Source organism: Armatimonadota bacterium, assembly GCA_036504095.1.
Taxonomy (GTDB): domain Bacteria; phylum Armatimonadota; class DTGP01; order JAKQQT01; family JAKQQT01; genus DASXUL01.
On record DASXVS010000080.1, the window covers coordinates 162,583 to 182,481 of the forward strand.

Here is a 19,899-nt window from a genome sequence, read left to right on the forward strand (position 1 = left end):
CAAACACCAGTCTGGGTTGTTCTTTATATTCCGCTCTCTCCATCGCTAAGCTACCCTCTTGCGCGGCCCGCCGTACATCAGATACGGCTCGCGCTCTTCGGCCCATTTGGCTTCGTCCGGCGCAAGGCGCGCGTCGAAATCGGCCGGAGTTGAGTCCGGGCTGTCCACCCATTCGCGCAGGAATGTGCCGCCGGAAAGGAGGTCGATCGCCAGGCGCTGCGTCTCGTATTCATATTCGAACGTGCGCCAGATCTCGTAGCCCGGGTATTCCAGGCGCACCGCCTTCAGGATGAGCGCCGCGATACGGTACGGCTTGAAGCGGTCGTGGCGGTACAGGTCGTTGTCCGTGTGGACCATAATCCCGGAGCACATCTGGCCGGCGTGCTTGTGGAAGGTCGGCTCGAAGAAGCATGGCCGCAGCAGGCACCCTTCCAGCCATTGCGGCGCCAGACCACGCATGCGGCTAAGGATCGCCTCGAAATCGATGTCCGGCGCCCCGGCCAATTCCAGCGGCGTGCTGGTGCCGCGCCCCTCGGAGAGCGTGGTCCCCTCAAACAGGACCGTGCCGGGGAAACACCGCGCCATGTTCAGGCTGGAGGCGTTCGGGCTCGGGTTGATCCACGATCGCTCCATCACCGGCCAGCCGTATCCCGGCGCCGCATCCGGATCGTAGCCCGTCATCGGGACGACTTGCAGGTCAACGTCCAGCCCCTTGAGCGCGACCCACCACTTCGCGATTTCGCCGTACGTGAGGCCGTGGCGCATCATCAGCGGCCCGGCCCCGACGAAGCTCTCCCACCCCGGTTCCAGGATGGTCCCTTCCACCGGCCGGCCGGCGGGGTTCGGACGGTCCAGCACCCAGAGGCTCTTCCTGCCCGCGGCACACGCTTCCAACAGGTAGGTAAGCGTTGTGACGAACGTGTAGATACGCGTGCCGATATCTTGAACATCGGCCAGAAGGACATCGAACGTGTCCATCATCGCGTCCGTCGGGCGGCGAACCTCGCCGTACAGGCTGAAAACGGGGATGCCGTATCTGGGATCCGTGTAATGGCCGGACTCGATCATATTGTCCTGTTTGTCGCCGCGCATACCGTGTTGCGGGCCGAACGCGGCGGACATGTTCACGTCCGGGCACGCCATCAGCGCGTCCAGCGAGTGTACGCCGTCGCCCGTCACCGAGGCCGGGTGCCCCAGGAGCGCCACGCGTCTTCCCGCCAGCGGCCTCCGCAGTTCGGGTTCACCCAACAGTTCATCGATTCCAAAGTTCATGAGTTCGCTCTCTTCACGGATTCGCGTCCGTGCCAAGCGCCTTTCGGAGCAGACGGACGGCGATGGAAAGGCCCACATGTCCGTTGGCGCCAAACACGCTCAGGCGACTGAACAGCCTCTCCGACGGGGCATTCAGCCCCGCGGCCACCCGCAGGGCACTTGCCGCATCAGCAACGGTGTATGAGTTAAGGTAGGCGGATTCGTACGCCCCCAGGTCAACCGCGTAGTTCAGGACCCGCGGCAGTCCGGCCAAGTCCGTTTCTCCCCGGACCGCAGACAGATCTCCGGCGTCGATACACGGCGAAAGGAGTTGCAGCCGGTAATCGCCCGCTCCGGGATTGGCGATCAACGGATCAACCGTAATGTTGGTCCCGGTCAAAGGTCCCTCAGGGCCGAAGTCCGCACCGTTGCCAAAAACGTCGTTGTGGGAGAACGTCGCCGCGTCCTCATCGCGTGACAGGCCGCCCTGGTTGAGTGCGATGATGTTGTTCGCCAACTGGAGCGTGTTCAGCGACCTGTAGAGGTAGACAGTGCCGTTGATGCCCCCGAGAATCGGGTTGCTGCCGTCCGGGTGGTGGGTGTTTCCGGCGATCGTGTTGTTGGTGATTAGACCCAGACAGCCGTTACAGTAGATGCCGGCGCCCTGTGCGAGCAGGAGGTTCACGTTTCCACCGGCGATCGCTTCGTTCCCGCTGATCAGGTTATTCGCAATTATCAGGTTTCCGCTGATGGCGGCGATTCCCCCGCCCTGTGCGACGGAGGCTGCCCAGAAGTACGGATAGGTCGTGTACGTGTAGGCTGCAACGGTATTGTCACGAATGATGTTATTCGCGATCGTTGCCGATACGCTTTCCACGTATATACCCGCGCCCAGAGCCGATGAAGAGTCCTCCTCCGACACGATCAAGTGATTGCCTGAGATGACGTTACGTGTCAGGGTCGCCTTGTCTCCGAGGCACCGCACCGCCCCGCCGTTAGGTGCGCCCCCAAATCCGTAGGTGCCGCCGCCACGCGTGATGATGAATCCGTCAACCTTGGTCTCGGTCGCCCCGACCGGAATGGTGACGGCGGTGCCACGGAAACCCGCGTCGATGGTAGTCGGGAGAATGACGCGGTCCACGTAGTTGACAGTCTCAGTGCCGGCGAACCCCCCGAGAAGTGCGATGCCGGCCTTCAACGTCACGCGCTCCGGATAGGTGCCTTGCGCGACCCACACCGCCGCGCCCGGCGCCGCCACGCTGACGGCGGCGCCAATGGACCGTTTTGCTGAAAGCCACGCCGAACCGTCGTTTCGGTCGTCACCATCCACCCGAACGTAAACGCGCGACAGGGTGGGAAGGCCTGTCGTCGCCGGGGACTCGTAAGAGCCGATATCGACCGCTGGCCCAAGGAGTCGTGGCTGCGCATCGAAATCGGTGTCGCCGGGCTGAACGAAGGCATTGTCACCGGCGTCAATTGCGGGAGAGCCGGGCTGGAGGTGGTAGTCCCAAGTGTATCCGTTAGTGGTGTAGCGGTATAAGGGATCGGCGTGGAGGTTTCCATTCACCCCGACCGGCGCGCCATCGTCCGGAGCATTGTTATGGAAGAGGTTGCAGCGGACCTGGATATTGTTGGGCGATTGGCCGGAATAGGGATCGCCGATGCTGATAGCCCCTCCCTTCGCCGTAGCCAGTGATCCAATCGGCGCGGCCGTGTTGTTGTGGAAGATGTTGTTCGCCACAAGCACGCTGCCCAGTGCATAGAGGCCTGCCCCTTCCGACCTCCCCTGGCTGGTGCATAGGTTGTCCGCAATGGTGTTGTTGGCGAGCGTAACGAAGCCGCTCCAGACGTAGACGCCTCCCCCCACGGCGACCGACATGTCCGGATAGTAAGTCGTGTAGCAAACGGACGCATTGTGGACGATCAGGTTGTCCTTAATGACCGCGCTGCCGTTGGACACGGCGATGCCGCCGCCGTTTCCGGAATGTACATATCCGCCGGCCACATTATCCGTAATCGTGTTGTGGGTGATGAGGGCAAATGCACTGTAACCCACGTAGATACCGGCGCCGGACTTGGCCTGGTTGTCCTGGATAACGTTTCCGGTGATGGTCGCCGATCCAGCGCACTGGATACCGCCGTAATCCGATCCGTCCGCGCCATTTCCGTCGATCAAGTTGTTCGAGATCGTGACGTTGCCGGACCCCACGTAAACACCGGGACTTCCGCCGCTGATATGGAAGCCATCGAGAATCGCGTTGGTCGAACCATACAAACCAATGGTGGGGCTGAACCTCGATGTTGCGCGGATGGTGGTGTGGATCTTCCCGTCACGTTGACCGGTGGAGGTCTCGTTCCCGATGAAGCCTCCATACAGTCGTACGTCCTTCGTTTGGACCGCCAGTTGTTCCGCATACGCCCCGCCGGCCACCCAGACTTCGTCGCCTGGTTTCGCCGAGTCGAGTGCAGGCTGAACGGCGATGAACGCCGATTGCCACGATATGCCGTCGTGAATGTCACCGGCGGCGGCACTGTTCACGTAGATTATTGCCGCGTGGGCGAGCGTGGGCAACGCAATCAGCGCTGCGGACAAGACGAGGGTTCTCCAACGCATGGCACACTCCTGAAGGCAGTTCGGCGGCCCGCCAGGTCCCGCTCGACCTCCGGCCTCAGTGTGATGTTCGGACAGTCGGAACCATCCGGCCGGAAAAGCAGGGTGAGACCATGTCAGGCTCTTGGGACCATGTTAGATGACGACCGGGCTCAAACCCCGTTCCCGTCCTCGACGCGATGCCCCCGCCAATCGCGCATCGGGGGAACGGACCGTTGCCGATCCATTCCCCCGCTGTGCGATTAGCCGGTATGCTTCGGACTCGCTAGTTCAAAGTGATTGGCGACAGTCCCAGAACCGCGGGGGCGATTCCGCTTGTCGTCGTGGTGACCATGAACTGAGCGCTCACAACCTCGAACATGGAAGTTGCGGCGCCGGCGCTGTTCGGCGTTCCGAAGACCGCCTGCAGGCGGTAGACGCCCGGCCTCCAGTTGATGGTGTTGGTTGTCGGATCGCCGGGCAGCGTAACCGCTATCTTCTGTCCGGCCTTGACGATCACCGGCATCGTAGGAGTCATCAGCAGACACGGAGCGATCGTCCGCCAGCCGACAACATCCCGAAATTGCAGGTTAACCACCGTGCAGAACGACCGGTGATCCCACGTCGCCACGTCGATATTCGAGCCATTCGCGATGGTGGCGATAATCGGCTGGCTGACCGAATATGAACTCTTGTCCGAAGTGAGGGTTACCGCCGGCGTCGGGGGCGGAACAGCGATCAGGAACGGCATGGAGAATACCGTCTGATCCGGCCCTGTCGTTTGGCCCGTCGAGTCCACCGGCGCAAAGGTTACCGCTAGGCGATACTGGCCCGTTATCCAGGGCACGTCACGCGCCAACGGAACGGTCCTCGTTTCGCCCGCTCGCAGAATCGTGGCCATGGGCATCCGGTCCCACGGGCACCCGCTTTCCAGGACCCAGCCGGTCCCGTCAAATCGCTGGAGTTGTACTATGGTGCACAGCGATTGCTCATCGAAGATGCGAACCGGGGTCGGCCCATTGGCGATGATGGCGTTGATAACGCCGTTGGGCGGATACAGAGGTTTGTCCGACATCACCTTCACGAGCGGAACGGGCGGCGGAGGAACGACGACCTTGAACAACGGCGAGATGGCTTTCGTGAAGCCGCCGACACCCGTGCCATCCGGGCCCACGTACTGCCAGTCGATCACCATCCGGTAGACGCCCGGCTCCTGTACGAACTCGGGGATGGCGGCTTCCGGCAGGAGGACCTTCAGGACGGTCCCGGCGGGGATCACCTTTGGAAGCGGTATGCGCAAGAGCGGACAACCGCCCACCATCTGCCAGTCCGTACCAACCTGGCGCTGCAGTTGAACGATGGTGCAATAGGACTGTTCGTCGAAAATCTGGATCGCCTGAGAGGTTCTGTTGGCGATGATCGCGATAACAGCCTCGTTCGTGCTGAACTCAAACTTGCCGGGGTCGATCGTGACCACGCTCGGCGGCGGCGGAGGTGGTGGCGGTGGTGGAGGCAGCAGGCCAACGAGCCGGCCCTTGTACAGCGGCACGGGGCTCGCGGATTGCTGCTGGAGATCGGCCTGGAAATTCAACTCCAGCGGTGAGGAGACCTGCCCGTTACCGCCCGTGGTGGTCCCGGATGGCGAGATCAGCCCACCGGTGAGCATCCCTTCAAGGTGCCCGGGGAGATAACAGCTCTTCGTGGCATCGGGGACGCCGGCGGTGAGGCCGGCCGTGCCGTGCAGGAGTCCCGATATAACAACCGTACCGTCCGGAGCGACAATCCTCACCGGACCACTGAAGAATCCGATTCCCTTGTCGTCTATATTGAGTAAGAATGACTCGGACACCAGCTTGCTGCCGTCCGGGATCAACTGCAGCGTCTGGTCACACGCGGGGCTTGACCTGAGGTCAAGTGAGACTGCGGTGGGGACAATCGGGCCGCCGGCATCCTTCGCAAGGATGAGCGGTCCAGAGGCGGCTCGGGGCTGGGCGATGAACGCCATCGCCAGCGCACCCGCAACCGCCAGGATTCCTCGTTTCATGGGTTCTCCTCCTTCTTGATGGAACACCCACTTCCTGAGCCTCGGCGACCCAGGCAAATCTTAGACGAAGCCGGCTGGAAAATGTTTCGCCGCACAATCGCAGCCGTTCGCCGGGCAGCCGAGCCATGCCAAATGTTATTGTACCCGTTCGGCGCCTGCCCCGACCACAGTTCGCCTTTCCGGCCTGGCACGGATATTGGTCCCAGCCGCTTGCCCGCAACGGATTGCTGCGCCATCATGCATCTGGTTCGTTGCGAACAGGCGGGCAAGAGACCGCCGGGCGACGCGCCCATTGCGATGCGCTCCAACTACCGTTGATGGGCGCTTGAGAGGAATTCCGGTTTGAGACAGATGAAGAGATTGATAGCGTCGCTGGCGGGGCTTGCGATGCTGGCCGGCGGGCAGCCGGCCCACGCCGATGTAACCGCCGATGCGCTGCTGAAGGTTCTTGTGCGAAAGGGTGTCCTGACCCAGGAAGAGGCCGCCGACGTGAAGGCGGAGGCCGCCCGAGATTCGGAGACCGCCAAGACCTCCGGAAAAGATCCGACCGCCGCGCTTCAGGCAACCGTGGCGAAGATGCAGAAGACCACGGTCAGTGGTTACGTTCAGTTCCGCGCCGTTTCGCAGAAATACGCTCGCCCTTCCACCCAGCTCATGGATCGCCGAGCCCGGGTTTCGGTGAAGAATACGTCGGACGTCGGCCGGCTTACGATCACGCTTGAAGGCTGCCCGACAGCCGTGGCCCTGTATGACGGTTACTACGACTGGTTCCTGCGTCCGAACTCGGGCAAGACGCAGGGAGCCACCCTCCGGATGGGGCAGTTCTCCAAGCCGTTCGGCATGGAAATGGAAACCCCTCCGGCGGACCTCGAGATGCCGGAACTGCCCGTTGGTTGGGGCGTGCTTTTCCCCGGCTATCGTGACGTTGGTTTACACGCCTACGCGGGCGTCGACCCCAACACCCGTGTCGACGTCGCGCTCCTGAACGGCAACGGCGCCGGATCCATCAAGTTCGACAATCGCGACAACGATAATTACAAGGATGTGCTGCTCCGCGTCCGGCACACTGTTTCGAACGTCGGCGAATTCGCGCTGAGCGGCTATCGCGGCCAAAACACTGACACGACGACGAAGATTACCGGCGATCGCAATCGCTGGGGAATCGCCGGCGTGTTCCCGAATGTGGTTGGCGGCCAACTGCGTACGGAGTACATCGCCGCCCGTGACCTGACGGCCAACCTTGGCGCCGGGGCCAAACTCGGTACCGCCGACGCACGCGCCTGGGAGGCGACCTACGTACACCCGGTGGCGCCGAAAACCAAAGTCGCGCTCAGGTACGACTCCTGGGACCCCGACACCCATAACACGTATCGCTTCGGCGGAGACGGCGAAGTGAACACGGTCGGCCTGGCTGGCATCCAGCAGATCTCAGACCAGTTGAAACTGTCCCTCTCGGTGGAACGCCCCCGCATCAGGCGATGGGATTCCACGAGCCAGACGGCTTCGGCCCGGAACGAGGACGTGCTGACCTTCCAGGGCCAGTACCGGTTCTGACGGACAACGCGGCGCAATGGGTCAGTGAGCCAGGCCGACATTTGAACATTGACCCATTGGCCGCCGGAGCGATGCCCGGGGGAGGAAAAATGAAGCTGCTACGGCTGGTTACGTGGAGAATTCGACCACTGCTCCTGTTGGCGGGCGCGGCTCTGGCCACCCCGGCCCGCGCTGATGATCCGCGAACGGTTCGCGTTGGTTACGCCCCGAGCATCACCGATGCGGTCGGCATCGTCGGCTTCTCCCCTCAGAAGCGTTCGTACTATAAAGCCTTTCCCGGCGTAACGTTCAACAACCGGTTGTTCCTCGCCGGCCCTGCCGTCATCGAGGCCATGCGAAGGGACGAAATCGACATGGCTTTCGTCGATGGTGGCGCGGCGATTTCCGCCTTCGCGCGCTCGCCTGATATCGTCGTTCTGACCGGCACCACAGCAGGCGGCACGATCCTGGTTGGACGGAAGGGCGTAGCCATCACCGCCGCCGCCGGCCTTCAGGGCAGGAAAGTCGCCGTTCCCGAGATCGGCTGCACCCAGGATACGCTGCTTCGCTTTCTCCTGGCCCTGAACGGCCTCCGCGCCGAAGATAAAGGCGGCAAGGTGGCGGTGATGGCCATAGACAACCCCGAGCTTCCGGGCCTGTTTCTTCAGAAGAAGATCGACGCCGCCTGCGTGCCTGAACCGTGGGGTTCGTATCTCGTGAAGGAGGCCGGCGCAACCGTCATACTGGGCTCCGGGCAGATGTTTAATGAGGGCGAATACCCCGCAACCGTTCTCGTGGCGCGCAAGGCGTTTGCCGATGCCAACCCTCGCTTCACCCGGAAGTTTCGCGATGTGACGAGGCGGATTACGCTCGTCATCAGCAGTCAGAAGATGAACTACGCACCGCTCCTGAAATCGGAGATGAAACGCCTCAGCGGTCGCACAATGACGGACGCTTCCATCACAAGCGGGCTGAAGCGCTGCCGGTTCACGACCACGGCGAACGCGCATGACATGGCGGTCTTCGCCAAGTTGGTAGACGTCGCGGGATATATGCCCCCCGGCGCCAAACTCGACGGGATTATGCTGCAGTAAGCCGCTTCATGTCCGCTCCTCTGGTAACTGGGCGCCTGCCGGGATTGAAGCAAGTGCCGGATTCGGCACTCCGTAAGCCGTTCGGAACCGACCTGCCGGGTGGTCAACCGGTATAAACCTATAATGCCGATGGCAGCGTCACCACGACCATCTCCGCTGGCTGCTGGAGACTTAGGCCTCCAGCCGCCAGATACAGGTCCAGACATCACCCGAGGCCAGCTGAAGCGCTTCAGCGCTTACCCAAGTGTCCGCGCCGAACCATCGCACGAACTCCTCGGTGACGATTCGCCAGACATCGTCCTCCGAGGCCATCTCGCGCATACGTGCCACGATCGACTCCGCCTCAGGCGCGTATTCGTCAGCCGGCGCGCCCATTTCGATGAGCCCAACCGGGTCGCGGAGTCGCAATATGTCATTCACTGCGAAAAGCAGGTCGGCGTAATCGGCCTTCGAGCGGCGCTTTGCGGCCTGTGATTCCATCATGCGGTCGCGAATCCTTTGCGGACGAATGGACTGCTGGCCGCGCTTCTACACGATCTGCATTGGCATGATCACGTAGATGTAGTCGGTGCCATCCACGGGGCGGACGAGGCCGGGGTTGAGGCTGCCGGTCAGCTCGAAGCGCACGCCTTCTCCGGGCAGGACGTTCAGTACGTCCAGTAGGTACTTGGCGTTGAAGGCGATCTCGATGTCGTCGCCCTCGCGCATCACTTCCACGTCCTCGCGGGCGCGACCGACGCCGCCGGCGTCTGCCGAGACGATGACTTTCTCGCCGTCGGTCTTCAGGATGATGCGGTTGCTGGCTTCTTTGGCGACGATGTAGGCGCGGCGGGCGCTGGCAGCGAGGTCTGCGGTCTGCATAGTGATGCTCTTGTCCGTGCTGCTGGGTATGACGCGCTCGAAGTTCGGGAACTGTCCCTCGATGAGGCGGCTCACCAGGACGGTGTTGTCCACCTGGAATTGCGCCTGGTTCTTGCCGAGGCGGATAACAACGTCCGCTTCCTCGTCTGACGGCAGAATCCGCGCGAGTTCGTTGAGGGCGCGGGAGGGGATGATCGCACCGGCCTCTATATCAAGCCCCTCCACCTTCAGGTTGCGGACCGCGAGGCGGTGGCCGTCGGTGGCCGCCATCGTCACGGCGCCGTCCTTGATGGTGAGGTTGATCCCGGTCATAATGGCCCGCGCCTCGTCCGGGGACGCCGCGAAGACCACCTGGGTGATCATCGATTTGAGCGCGCCCACTTTCAGGGTGACCTGGGTCTCGTCGCCAACCTCGGGCAGAACCGGATATTCCTCGGCCGGCAGTCCCACCAGGTCGAAACTGCTGCGGTCGCAGGCCAGCACCACATTGCCCGGCGAATCGGCGGAGAACTGGACGTGGCTGTCCGGCAGGGCGTTTACGATGTCGGTAAGGATCTTGGACGAAACGGTGAACGCGCCTTCGTCCTGTACCTGGGCGGGGATGTGCCGGCGGATGCCGATCTCCAGATCGTAGCCGGTAATCTCCAGCCCGCCCGGCTCCGTCTTGATGAGTAGATTCATCAGGATCGGCAAGGTGGATTTGCCCGTCACGCGGCTGGCGGCCGCCAGTCCCTCGTGCAGGTCCCGCTTGGTACACATGGCCTTCATCGCTGTCTCTCCAGTGGTATAGGTTTCGGGTTTACGTTTGTATTATGGCGCGTTGGCGCGGGGATGTCACGCACACAAAGCGAAGTCCCCGCGTGGACGGCGGGGACTTCAAGTGCCGCGCGATTGCGCTGAAATGTTTGGCGGCGCGGGAGGTGGCTCTTACCTCCACTGAATGCCGGGAGACGCTCTTTTTAGCGGCAGGGTGCTGGGTGGCTCCCCCACACAAGAACAGACCAACTGACCAACATTGCGCCGCCAACCTCTACTCATTTTGGCAGAACTCAGCCGGATAATGAGCATACAAGCACAAAACCGCGGCGCCCCAGCGCAAGAGTGCCCCCCATTAACACCTTGCGTCCGGTCAACGGGCGCGCAGCACCAGGTTTCGTATCTCGAAGCGGCGCAGGTCGGCAGTGGCGCTTGAGCCCGACTGCCGGCTCCCGAGCGGGTCTTCGATGAAGTTCACCCATTGCGTTGACGTAAAGTCGGCGTCCGATCCCACGGTGGCCTTTCCCGCCTTCCCATCGGCCTCGTAGAGGCGGACGAGGATGCCTTTCGGATCGTCCTCCGCGCGTTTGAGCACGGTTGCCACGACGCCTTCGCCATCGACCTTCAGGAACGACTTCTGAAGCGGAAACCGCCCCGAGGCGCTTGGCGCCACGGTGGCTGAAACGAAGGGCTGGTTGAATTCATAGCCCCGTTTCACCTGCTCGGCGCCATACGCGCCGGCGTGCGTCACCAGTGCCGCCTGAACGAAGTGGGCGCGCATATCCGAGGTGGAATCCAGACGGTTGGGCGTACGGATCAGGGACAGCCGAAGGGTGTTTCCCGTCGCCGAATAGCCGTGTTTGCAGTCGTTCAGGAGGGTTATACCGCCCTCCGCTGAACTGAGATCCCCTGATTTCAGCACCGCCGCCTCCCGTCCGTCGCTGGGGTGTTCCTCAGTGGCGAATGGAATCTCATAGCGGAAGACGGGGTCGGACCCGGCCACGTCGCAAGCCAGTTTGAGGAACGGGGTTGACGCCTCGTGGGTCCCCTCCTCCTGCCAATCAATCCACATCGGCAATTCGACCTGCTCGGATCCTGCATTCAGCACGATGTGCTGGATAATCGTGGAGTGGCGGTATTGCCGCGTCACCTCCACAAGGCAGCGCGCGTGATCGCTCGTCAGAACCTTCACGGTCGCCGGGCCATCCAGGACCTCGTGCGCGGTGTATTTGCCCACGACCCACGCATCGCCGCTCGGATCCTCATACCAGACTTCGAACCGGTTCGCCGCACCGCCGGGGGCCAGTGTCTCCCGGTTGTACGGCAGATCCTTGAGGCTGGTGATCAGCCCGTTATCCTTCCGAATCACGACGCTGCGGAGGCCGTTATCCAGAGTGAGGGTCTCCGCTTCATCCTTGACCTGAACGATCCCGCAGTTGGAGGCTGACGGGTTGAGCGGACGGATTTCATAAACGCTGTAGCCGAACCCTGGCACGTTGTGCGCGATAAACGACGCCATCGGTTCGCCGGACGGGTTGTCGCGGCGCTCTCCTGTCTGGAGTGAGATCAGGGAAAGCGCCCCGGCCGGCGACACAGCGACCCATTCGCCCCGTACAGGACGCGGCCACGGAAACCGCACCTCACCGCTGTGCTGCCACCCGAGCGGGTTGAACGCCATCACGGCCAGATCGCTGTCGGGCGGACACGTGGCGAGACTGGCGAGGAATCGAACCGAAGCCCCGGCGATATTACGGCTCTCCGCGACGATCGCGGACAGTTGCTCGACGCTTTGCCGATACACCTGATGCGTGCCGCTTCCCGGGAGCGAGTCGTGATGCTGGTTGAAAGTGATGCCCCACCAGGCTTCGTCGAAACGGTCCTTCAGGTAGGGCTGCCCGAAGAGGCCCGCGATGGAAGCCGCCGTTTCGGCGGTGGCTGTTGCGTTCTCGGCGTCGCGGTTCAGGCGCTTCATTTCGGAATGTGTGGTGTAGCAGCCGTCGATGCGGGGGTCCAGCGATGTCTTCACAACCGGAAGCGCCGTCAGATCCTGCTTCCGCTCCGCGTCGAAGAAAGCCTGCGCCGTGGAATACTCCACGGTTGGATAGTACGGCGTCTTCTTCCACGTCTCCGCGATATTCAGTTGCTCACGCGTCGGTCCGCCGCCGTGGTTTCCCACGCCATAAACCCACATGATGTCGGTGGTTCCGGTCGCCTGCTTCCACGGGACCAATTCGTCGAGGATCTTGCCGCTGAGGTTGGAGTCATACCACGAGCCGGATGCGATCTCATCGAACGTCAGAGCGCGGGTGCCGTCCGGACCCTCCCACCAGAAGAACGGTTTGCCCTGACCGCCTCGTCCGAAGTAGTAGTTTTCGATGCCGCCCATTTTGAGCATCTGGGGCATGCTCCACGTGTGACCGAACGTATCCGGTTCGAACCCGACGGTCGCGGTCTTGCCGAACCACTTCCGGAAATATCGCTGTGCCAGCAGGAAATTGCGGGCGTGGCTCTCCTCCGAAATCATCCACGTATCGCCTTCCGATACGCGCCCTCCCACGATGTCCCACTGGCCGGACTTCACCTTTTGCTGCATCCGCTTGAACACGTCGGGATAGTGCTCCTGCACGATGCGGTACAGGCTGCTGCTGCTCTGCGAATATTTGAAACCCGGAAACTCGTCCATGAACCGGACGGCCTGCGAGAACGTCTTGTTGCAGACGTCGTAGATCTCGGGCCACTCCCACTGCCACGCGGGGTCGATATGTCCGTGGCCTACCAGGTGGCCCGTGAAGCGCTTCATCAGCGGACGCGTGCGGGCGAGGCTCGCCTTGGCCCTGGCCAGGCGGGCGTTGACGCCATCAGGGCTCAACGGCGATCCGGTCTCGATCTCGTCGATCGCCCCCCTCGCCTCGTCGATCGGTTGCTTGAATTTCGCGCCGTCCGGTGTAAGCGCGGCGAGAGAGGCCACCAATTGGATATCGTGCGCTACTTCACGCGCCTGGCCCTCGCGGTCATACGCGGCCACCTGATCGGCGACGACAGCCTTGATATCCGCCTCCGGCGTGATGAGCGAGCGCTCGACCGGACGGACGACGACTTTCTGGCTATATCCGGAGATGCCTTGAATCCCTGCTCCGACGGGAAGCGCGCCACTCTGATAGACCCACGTCCACGTCCCGTCCGCGTGGTGAACACCGACGCTCCCCGCGAAAAAGGCGTATGGCCCCGGTTCGTCACCCTCAAACACGATGCTCCATTTGGTGGTTGTGCACCCGGCGACACTGTCGAGCGGAAACACCCTGTGACGCCACTGGCCGCGCGCCGGAGTGATGACCGTCTTGGGATGAAGGTCAAACCCGTTCTGATCCGTGATCTTCCGGTCCCGGAGCGGCAGGCCCTGGTCCAGTTCGGCATCCACACCGCCGCTTATCTCCGCCGAGTCGGGACTGATGAAGAGGTCATACTCGAGGCGGTCTCCGGCTGCGAAGGTGACGCGCTGGTTCGACAGGTTGTAATACACCATCGAAGCGCCGCCTTTGGCGAGTTCGGTTCCCGCCATCATCATAACGGTGTCCGCGGACGCGGCAGTGCCAGACACCAGAGCCATCACTACCAGTGGGATCACGATGCGCATGAGAGCGGTCTCCCGGGGCGAGGCATGCCTCGCCCCTTACGGTATCAACCGGGTGCTACTTGGTCTTCGCAACCTTGGCGGGCCTGGCGGCCGGTCTGGCAGCCACTGGTTTGTCGCGATAAAGCAGCAGGTTGCGGATCTCGTATTTATGCAGGTTGACGTTGGTTACGGCTGATGTGCTGATGCCGGACAACGGATTCTCCACGAAATTCACCCATTGCGTGGCCGCGAGAGTCGTATCCGAGGAGACCGTGACCGGGGACTGGTTGCCGCTCGCTTCGTAGAAACGGACGAGCATCGCCTTCGGATCGTCTTCCGAGCGCTTGAGCACCGTGGAAACGACGTTGTCGCCCACAACGAGCACGAACGATTTCTCCAGAGGCAGGGCGCCGTTGGAGGACGGCGGCACGCGGGCGCCGACAAACTCCTGGTTGAACTCGAACCCGCGCTTGACCTGCGCCGCTCCGTACGCGCCCGTGTGCGGGAAGAGGGCGAGGTTGATGAAGTGCTCGCGCTGGTCCGCCATCGCGTCGGGTTCGTAACTGGCCCGGAGCAGCGAGACCCGAAGTGAGTTTCCTTCGGCGGTGTGGCCGCTCTTGGAGTCGTTGACAAGCGTGATCCCGCCTTCGGCGTTGCTCAGGTCCGCCGATTTCAATGCGACGCACTCTTCGCCGTTGGCGGGGCGTTGTATCGTGGCGAAGGGAATCTCATACGAGGCCTTCAGACCGTCACCGGCCACGTCGCACGCCATCTTGAGCAGCGGCGCGGGGTCCTTGCCGTTGCCGAATTCCTGCCAGTCGACCCAGATGGGCGTTTCCACCTGATCCGCGCCGGCCCGCAGGACGACGTGCTGTGTAATGCGGCTCTTGCCGTAGTCGCGGCTGATCTCGATAATCACAGCGCCGGGACCGTTGTTCAGGACCTTGACCTGGGCGTCGCCGTCAAGCGCTTTGTGGCCGGCATACGCGCCAAGCTGCCAGGCGCTCATCCCGCCGGGCTTCTCTTCCCATATCTCCAGCCGGTTGCCCGCCCCGCCGGCCGCGATCATCTCGCGCTTCGCGTTACTGTCATACACGCTGGTGATGAGGCCATTGCGCTTGTTGACTGTGACTTTGAGGCTGGCGTTTTCAATGACGTAGGCATCTACACCGCTCTGGTTGAGGGTTACCGCGTCGAGAAGCCTGTCGCTCCCCGATACGCGCCGCATCCCGAATACCCGATATCCGAAGCCCGGGACGTCTCTGGCCTCGAAGACGGCCATCGGCTCACCGGACGGGTTGTCCGGGCGCAGGCCGCGCAGGATGGTCACCGGGACCGTCGAGCCGTCCGGGGCGGTGGCGACCCACTGGTCGGCGTCGGGCTGGTACGGCCACGGCGCCTTCACGATGCCTGAGTGCTTCCAGCCAAGCCCGTTGAAGGCGACGACGTTGTAGTCCGCTCCCTCAGACCGCTTCATGAATGTGGCAAGGTACCTGACTGAGTCACCGGCGATGTTCCTGCTGCTGGCGACAATTGCGCTAAGCTGTTCGCGGCTCTTCACATAGGACTCGTGGATGGCGCTTCCGGGCAGGGTGTCGTGGTGGTGGTTGAAGCAGATGCCTTCCCAGTTTTCATTGAAAGTGCGCTGCGGATAGGGCTGGCCGAAGAGATTGGCGATTGTGGCGGCCGATTCGGCAGTGGCGGTGGCGTTCTCGGCATCGCGGTTAAGGCGTTTGAGGTCGCTGTGCGTTGTGTAGCATCCGTTGAATACGGGGTTCAGTTCGTCCGCGATGGTCGGGACCTTGCTCAGGTCACCCTTCTTGATCGCGTCGAAGAATTTGGTGGCTGTCGAGAACTTGACGTTGGGATAGAACGGCGCCTTCTGCCATTTGCGGCCTTCCTGAATCTGTTCCCGCGTGACACCGCCGCCGTGGTCTCCCACTCCGTAGATCCACAGGATCGAATTTGTGCCCGTCTTGTCATACCATGGGAACACTTCGTTCAGAGTGCTCTGAGTGAGGTTTCCCCCATACCACGAACCGGAAGCGGGTTCGTCAAACGCCAGAACCTTCGTCCCGTCCGGGCCTTCCCACCAGAAGAGCGGTTTGTCCTTGCCTCCGCGGCAGAAGTAGTAGGTGTCACACCCGCCCATCTTGATGATTTCGGGCATGCTCCATGTATGGCCGAACGTATCCGGTTCCCAGCCCACGGTCGCGGTCTTGCCGAACGCGTCCTTGAAATAGCGCTGGCCGAGGAGGAAATGGCGTGCGTGGCTCTCCTCGCTGATCATGTTCGTGTCGCCTTCGCACACGCGTCCTCCAACAACGTCCCAGGTCCCCGCCTTGACCTTCTGCTGGATGCGTTTGAACACGTCCGGGTAGTAATCCTGCGTGGCCTTATAGAGCGCACTACTGCTTTGGCTGTATCCGAACCCGGGGAACTCGTCCATGAGGTTCGAGATTGTGTTGAACGTCGCGCGGCACACCTCGTAGGACTCCGGCCATTCCCAGAGCCACTGAAAATCGATGTGGCTATGGCCGACCAGATAGCCGGTGAAGGCCTGCATCAGCGGGTGCGTATGCCCGAGTTGTTCCCGGCCGGAAGTCAGGAGGGAGTTCATCTCCTCGGCGCTCATGTCATGGCTGGATTTGACCTTGTCCAGTGCCTGGCGGGCCGCCGTGATGTATTTCGCGTAACCGGCGGCGTCCGGCGCTGATTTGGCGAATTTCTCAACGTATTCGACGTCGTTCTGGAACTGCGTGATGTCGGAATCGCGCCTGAACGCGGCCATCTGGTCCGCCACGACCTTATCGATGTTGCCGGCCGCAACCCAATCGCGATTTACCGCGCGAAGGACGATTTCGCGGCTGTATCCTACGTTGCTGATGTCGCCCGCGGGCGCCGGCGCAGGGCCACCGTTGTACGCCCAATCCCAGGTGCCGTCCGCGTGCCGGATGCCGTAGGCGCCGACAAATATGACATATGGTCCCGGCTTGTCGCCTTCAAAGGCGATGGTCCAGGTGCGAACAGTCATACCCTCGAGTGAATCCAGTTTGATGACGCGATGATACCATTTGTCCTTAGCCTGATCGACCACCTGCTCCGGATGAATCCGCACTCCGTTCTGGTCCGGGATTTTCCTGTCGCGCAGCCCGATCGTTCCGTCCGCCCACTCCAGATCGGCGCCGCCGTTGATTTCGGTGGAGCTATGCGGGATGAAGAGGTCGTACTGCAGGGTGTCGCCTTTGCGAAGGGTGACGCTCTTGTGAGAGACCGGGTAATAAAGATAGAAATTGCCGCCGGTTGATACGTTATTGCCGGCCATCATCAACACGGTCTGCGCGGCGAGGGAGACCGGGGGTTGGTAGGCGGCCAGGCAAGCGCTCGCCGTCGCTGCCAACACGGTAAGGAGGGGCCATTTCATCACGGTGGGGTTCCTTTCAAGCTAACTGCGGGCGCATCTCTGAAATCGGCGCTATTACTCGAAAGGATAGCGGCGATTGGCGACGTTGGAAAGTGTGAGGCGCGGACGATTGACAGGTGCGCCGATTGAAGGCGGCCACACCTGGCGCTGCGCCGTATCTGGTGTAACGAATAAAGGGGCCGGGCCTCCCGTCAGGAGGGCCCGGCCCGATTGTGCGCGCTCAATCGCGTGGAGAGCGCACGGGGTTAGCGGCTGTGGTTCGAACGGGCAAGGACTTCCACCTTCACCCTTCCACGGCCGGCGCCGCGCAGGCCGATGTTGCGTGCCAGCGCCTCTGAACAATCGATGATGCGGCTGCGCACGAAGGGACCGCGGTCGTTGACGCGGGCCTCTGCGCTGCGTCCCGTGCGCAGGAACGTCACGCGGACGCGTGTACCGAATGGCAGGTGCCTGCTTGCAATGGTGCTGCGGCTACGGCTCATCGGTTCACCCGATGCCGTGCGTCGACCATAAAAGCCGGGACCGTACCAGGAGGCATTGCCCACCAGCGTTCTGACCACGCCAGGTCTGCCGGCAGACGTTGCTTGAGGGTGGGGTGTCATTGTCTGCGAAGCGCCGGGGTGCGCTGCATTGGCGGCCGCTACAAGCGCGGATACCAGACCGGCTGCTGCTCTGGACAAAGGCAAATGCCCACGTCTCCTTTCCACCCCTGATGGGCGACTGGGCGCCACTGACGGCGCGCACCGGGGCGTACCGATGCTCTTAGCATGTTGAGGCGTTTCGCCCTCGAAGTCCAGTTCCGGACTGCCTGCAAGGTGCCATTTAGTGGCTCGCCGCGTTCCCGCGCACGCCACCTTCCGCATACACCCGCGGTGCCGCCGGGGTTCCTCAAGCGCGAGCAGAACGGCGAAATCGTTGATGGGCCAAAATGCCGGTGACGGCATATACTGACAATCGAGCGCGTTGGAGGCGCACAAGCTAATGCCCTGGGAATTTACGTGCCGGCCCATCCTGCGTGGGCGAAGAGGAATGGTAACGGCGGGCCATTACCTGGCCGCAATGGCCGGGTTCTCCATCCTTGCCGACGGCGGAAACGCGATTGACGCCGCCGTTGCGGCGGGCCTGGTCGAGAGCCTCGTCGAACCCCATCAGAACGGCCTTGGCGGCGAGAATCCGATGATCATCTGGCCGGCCGCCGCCGCATCCCCGGTCGTGCTGAGTGGGCAAGGCTGGGCGCCTACGGCGGCCACGCTGGACGCATTCCATTCGCTCGGCGTAACATCGATCCCCGGGGACGGCTACCTCGCCGCCTGCGTCCCCGCCGCGGTTTCGACGTACATCACGGCGCTCATCGAGTTTGGTACGAGATCTCTGGCGCAGGCGGCCGCCCCGGCGCTGCACTACGCGCGGCACGGATTCGCGGTTACGGGCGGCCTGGCGGAGAACATAACCGGAATGCTTGCCCGCTTCACCGGAGAATGGCCAACCTCCGCCGCCACCTATCTACGCGACGGTTCTGCCCCCGCCATCGGCGACACGTTCACGAACACCGCGTGGGCGGACACGCTCGACGCTCTGATCCGGGCCGAGTCCGGGTGCGGTGGTAAGCGCGTATGCGGCCTTCACAAGGCCCACGATTGCTTCTATCGGGGTGAAGTGGCCGATCGGATCGGCGCCGCCCTGGACTCCGCAGAGAGCATGGACGCTTCAGGCGCCGTCCACCGACCGCTGCTGTGCGTGACGGATTTCGCCGCGTATGAAACCCGTATCGAGGAGCCGGTCACCCTCGATTTCCACGGCGCCCGCGTGTTCAAATGCGACGCCTGGAGTCAGGGCCCCGTCTTTCTCCAACAGCTGGCGCTCCTGCTGGGATACGACCTCGCGGCGTTGGGCCACAACTCCGCGGACTATCTGCACACCATCATTGAATGCGCGAAACTGGCGTTCGCGGACCGGGAGCGCTTCTACGGCGACCCGCTCTTCTCGGAAGTGCCGATGGAAACACTTCTAAGCGAGGACTATAACGAGCGGCAACGGGTGTTTATCGACCCCGAGGCCGCCATCCGCGTTCCGCTGTGGGACACAACGCCCGGTCCCCCGCTGTCGCCCGTCCGCGGGCCAAAGCCGCTCGGCGGAGACACAACGCACGTCGATGCCGCGGACGCCGACGGCAACATGGTCTCCCTCACGCCATCCGGCGGGTGGCTGCAGAGTTCGCCAGCCCTGAAAGGGCTGGGCTTCCCGCTCGGCACGCGGGCCCAGATGTTCCAGCTTGTGTCGGGACATCCCAACGCGGTGGAACCTCGAAAACGGCCGCGCACCACACTTACACCGTCGATGGCCGCGTTGCCCGATGGCCGCCGCCTTGCGTTCGGGACCCCAGGCGGTGATGGACAGGACCAGTGGACGCTGCAGTTCCTGCTCAACCATCTGCTCTTCGGAATGGACCTTCAGGCCGCGCTCGAGGCGCCGACCGTCCACACGCGCCACTTCCCGTCCAGCTTCTATCCGCACGAGGCGCTGACAGGCACGATGGTGGCCGAGAGCCGGATTCCTCCCGATGTGCGAAAAGCGCTTCGAAAGAAGGGGCACGACGTCATGACGGTCGGCCCGTGGGAAAACGGCCGCGCCACGGCCATCAGCTGGGACGCCGGTTCCCTCGCCGCCGGAGCCTCGCCCCGCCACGAAACCGCCTACGCCGCGGGCTGGTGACCAAAGCAGACGGACATGCGG

General features: G+C 62.7%; 11 protein-coding genes. 3 read left to right on the forward strand and 8 right to left on the reverse strand.

Features of this window, described 5'->3' with window-relative positions; all coding sequences use genetic code 11:
* Positions 1 to 45: 45 nt before the first annotated feature.
* The 3 genes from VGM51_18975 to VGM51_18985 all read right to left on the reverse strand — a co-directional run bounded on the left by VGM51_18975 (position 46) and on the right by VGM51_18985 (position 5,885).
* Positions 46 to 1,272, reverse strand: coding sequence for a DUF1343 domain-containing protein (locus VGM51_18975; GenBank protein HEY3415122.1), 1,227 nt, complete (start codon positions 1,270 to 1,272; stop codon positions 46 to 48).
* A 13-nt stretch (positions 1,273 to 1,285) separates the two neighbouring features.
* Positions 1,286 to 3,865 carry a right-handed parallel beta-helix repeat-containing protein gene (locus tag VGM51_18980; protein HEY3415123.1) on the reverse strand — a complete coding sequence of 860 codons (2,580 nt, stop codon included), beginning with the start codon at positions 3,863 to 3,865 and terminating at the stop codon, positions 1,286 to 1,288.
* A 262-nt stretch (positions 3,866 to 4,127) separates the two neighbouring features.
* The gene (locus VGM51_18985; protein ID HEY3415124.1) at positions 4,128 to 5,885 is read right to left on the reverse strand and encodes a hypothetical protein; all 1,758 of its coding nucleotides are present in this window, start codon (positions 5,883 to 5,885) and stop codon (positions 4,128 to 4,130) included.
* 351 nt (positions 5,886 to 6,236) lie between these two features.
* On the opposite strand from VGM51_18985, the gene VGM51_18990 reads away from it, so the two are divergent.
* Together VGM51_18990 and VGM51_18995 are read left to right on the forward strand one after the other, a co-directional pair.
* Positions 6,237 to 7,439, forward strand: a complete 1,203-nt coding sequence (locus tag VGM51_18990) for a hypothetical protein (protein ID HEY3415125.1) — start codon at positions 6,237 to 6,239, stop codon at positions 7,437 to 7,439.
* An 89-nt stretch (positions 7,440 to 7,528) separates the two neighbouring features.
* Positions 7,529 to 8,512, forward strand: a complete 984-nt coding sequence (locus tag VGM51_18995; GenBank protein HEY3415126.1) for an ABC transporter substrate-binding protein — start codon at positions 7,529 to 7,531, stop codon at positions 8,510 to 8,512.
* A gap of 171 nt (positions 8,513 to 8,683) precedes the next feature.
* On the opposite strand, the gene VGM51_19000 is transcribed toward VGM51_18995, so the two are convergent.
* The 5 genes from VGM51_19000 to VGM51_19020 form a co-directional block, all read right to left on the reverse strand.
* On the reverse strand, positions 8,684 to 8,995 hold the full coding sequence (locus VGM51_19000) for a hypothetical protein (GenBank protein ID HEY3415127.1): 312 nt from the start codon (positions 8,993 to 8,995) through the stop codon (positions 8,684 to 8,686).
* Positions 8,996 to 9,040: 45 nt separating this feature from the next.
* A complete protein-coding gene (dnaN, locus tag VGM51_19005; protein ID HEY3415128.1) occupies positions 9,041 to 10,141 on the reverse strand; it encodes a DNA polymerase III subunit beta in 1,101 nt (366 codons plus the stop codon).
* A 361-nt stretch (positions 10,142 to 10,502) separates the two neighbouring features.
* The gene (locus VGM51_19010; protein HEY3415129.1) at positions 10,503 to 13,763 is read right to left on the reverse strand and encodes a glycoside hydrolase family 38 C-terminal domain-containing protein; all 3,261 of its coding nucleotides are present in this window, start codon (positions 13,761 to 13,763) and stop codon (positions 10,503 to 10,505) included.
* Positions 13,764 to 13,818: 55 nt separating this feature from the next.
* Positions 13,819 to 17,166: a glycoside hydrolase family 38 C-terminal domain-containing protein gene (locus VGM51_19015; protein ID HEY3415130.1), complete on the reverse strand. Its 3,348-nt coding sequence runs from the start codon at positions 17,164 to 17,166 to the stop codon at positions 13,819 to 13,821.
* A 245-nt stretch (positions 17,167 to 17,411) separates the two neighbouring features.
* Entirely contained in the window at positions 17,412 to 17,726 is a 315-nt protein-coding gene (locus tag VGM51_19020; GenBank protein ID HEY3415131.1) for a septal ring lytic transglycosylase RlpA family protein, read from the reverse strand.
* A gap of 421 nt (positions 17,727 to 18,147) precedes the next feature.
* Here VGM51_19020 and VGM51_19025 point away from each other — a divergent pair, with 421 nt between their 5' ends.
* Positions 18,148 to 19,878 (forward strand): gamma-glutamyltransferase family protein, encoded by a 1,731-nt coding sequence (locus VGM51_19025; protein ID HEY3415132.1) that lies wholly within the window; start codon positions 18,148 to 18,150, stop codon positions 19,876 to 19,878.
* Positions 19,879 to 19,899 lie beyond the last annotated feature (21 nt).

Excerpts from the sequence above, each read along its gene's own strand:
- VGM51_18975 (HEY3415122.1), bottom strand. The coding sequence starts at position 1,272 with ATGAACTTTGGAATCGATGAACTGTTGGGTGAACCCGAACTGCGGAGG.
- VGM51_18980 (HEY3415123.1), bottom strand. The coding sequence starts at position 3,865 with ATGCGTTGGAGAACCCTCGTCTTGTCCGCAGCGCTGATTGCGTTGCCC.
- VGM51_18985 (HEY3415124.1), bottom strand. The coding sequence starts at position 5,885 with ATGAAACGAGGAATCCTGGCGGTTGCGGGTGCGCTGGCGATGGCGTTC.
- VGM51_18990 (HEY3415125.1), top strand. The coding sequence starts at position 6,237 with ATGAAGAGATTGATAGCGTCGCTGGCGGGGCTTGCGATGCTGGCCGGC.
- VGM51_18995 (HEY3415126.1), top strand. The coding sequence starts at position 7,529 with ATGAAGCTGCTACGGCTGGTTACGTGGAGAATTCGACCACTGCTCCTG.
- VGM51_19000 (HEY3415127.1), bottom strand. The coding sequence starts at position 8,995 with ATGATGGAATCACAGGCCGCAAAGCGCCGCTCGAAGGCCGATTACGCC.
- dnaN (HEY3415128.1), bottom strand. The coding sequence starts at position 10,141 with ATGAAGGCCATGTGTACCAAGCGGGACCTGCACGAGGGACTGGCGGCC.
- VGM51_19010 (HEY3415129.1), bottom strand. The coding sequence starts at position 13,763 with ATGCGCATCGTGATCCCACTGGTAGTGATGGCTCTGGTGTCTGGCACT.
- VGM51_19015 (HEY3415130.1), bottom strand. The coding sequence starts at position 17,166 with ATGAAATGGCCCCTCCTTACCGTGTTGGCAGCGACGGCGAGCGCTTGC.
- VGM51_19025 (HEY3415132.1), top strand. The coding sequence starts at position 18,148 with ATGCCCTGGGAATTTACGTGCCGGCCCATCCTGCGTGGGCGAAGAGGA.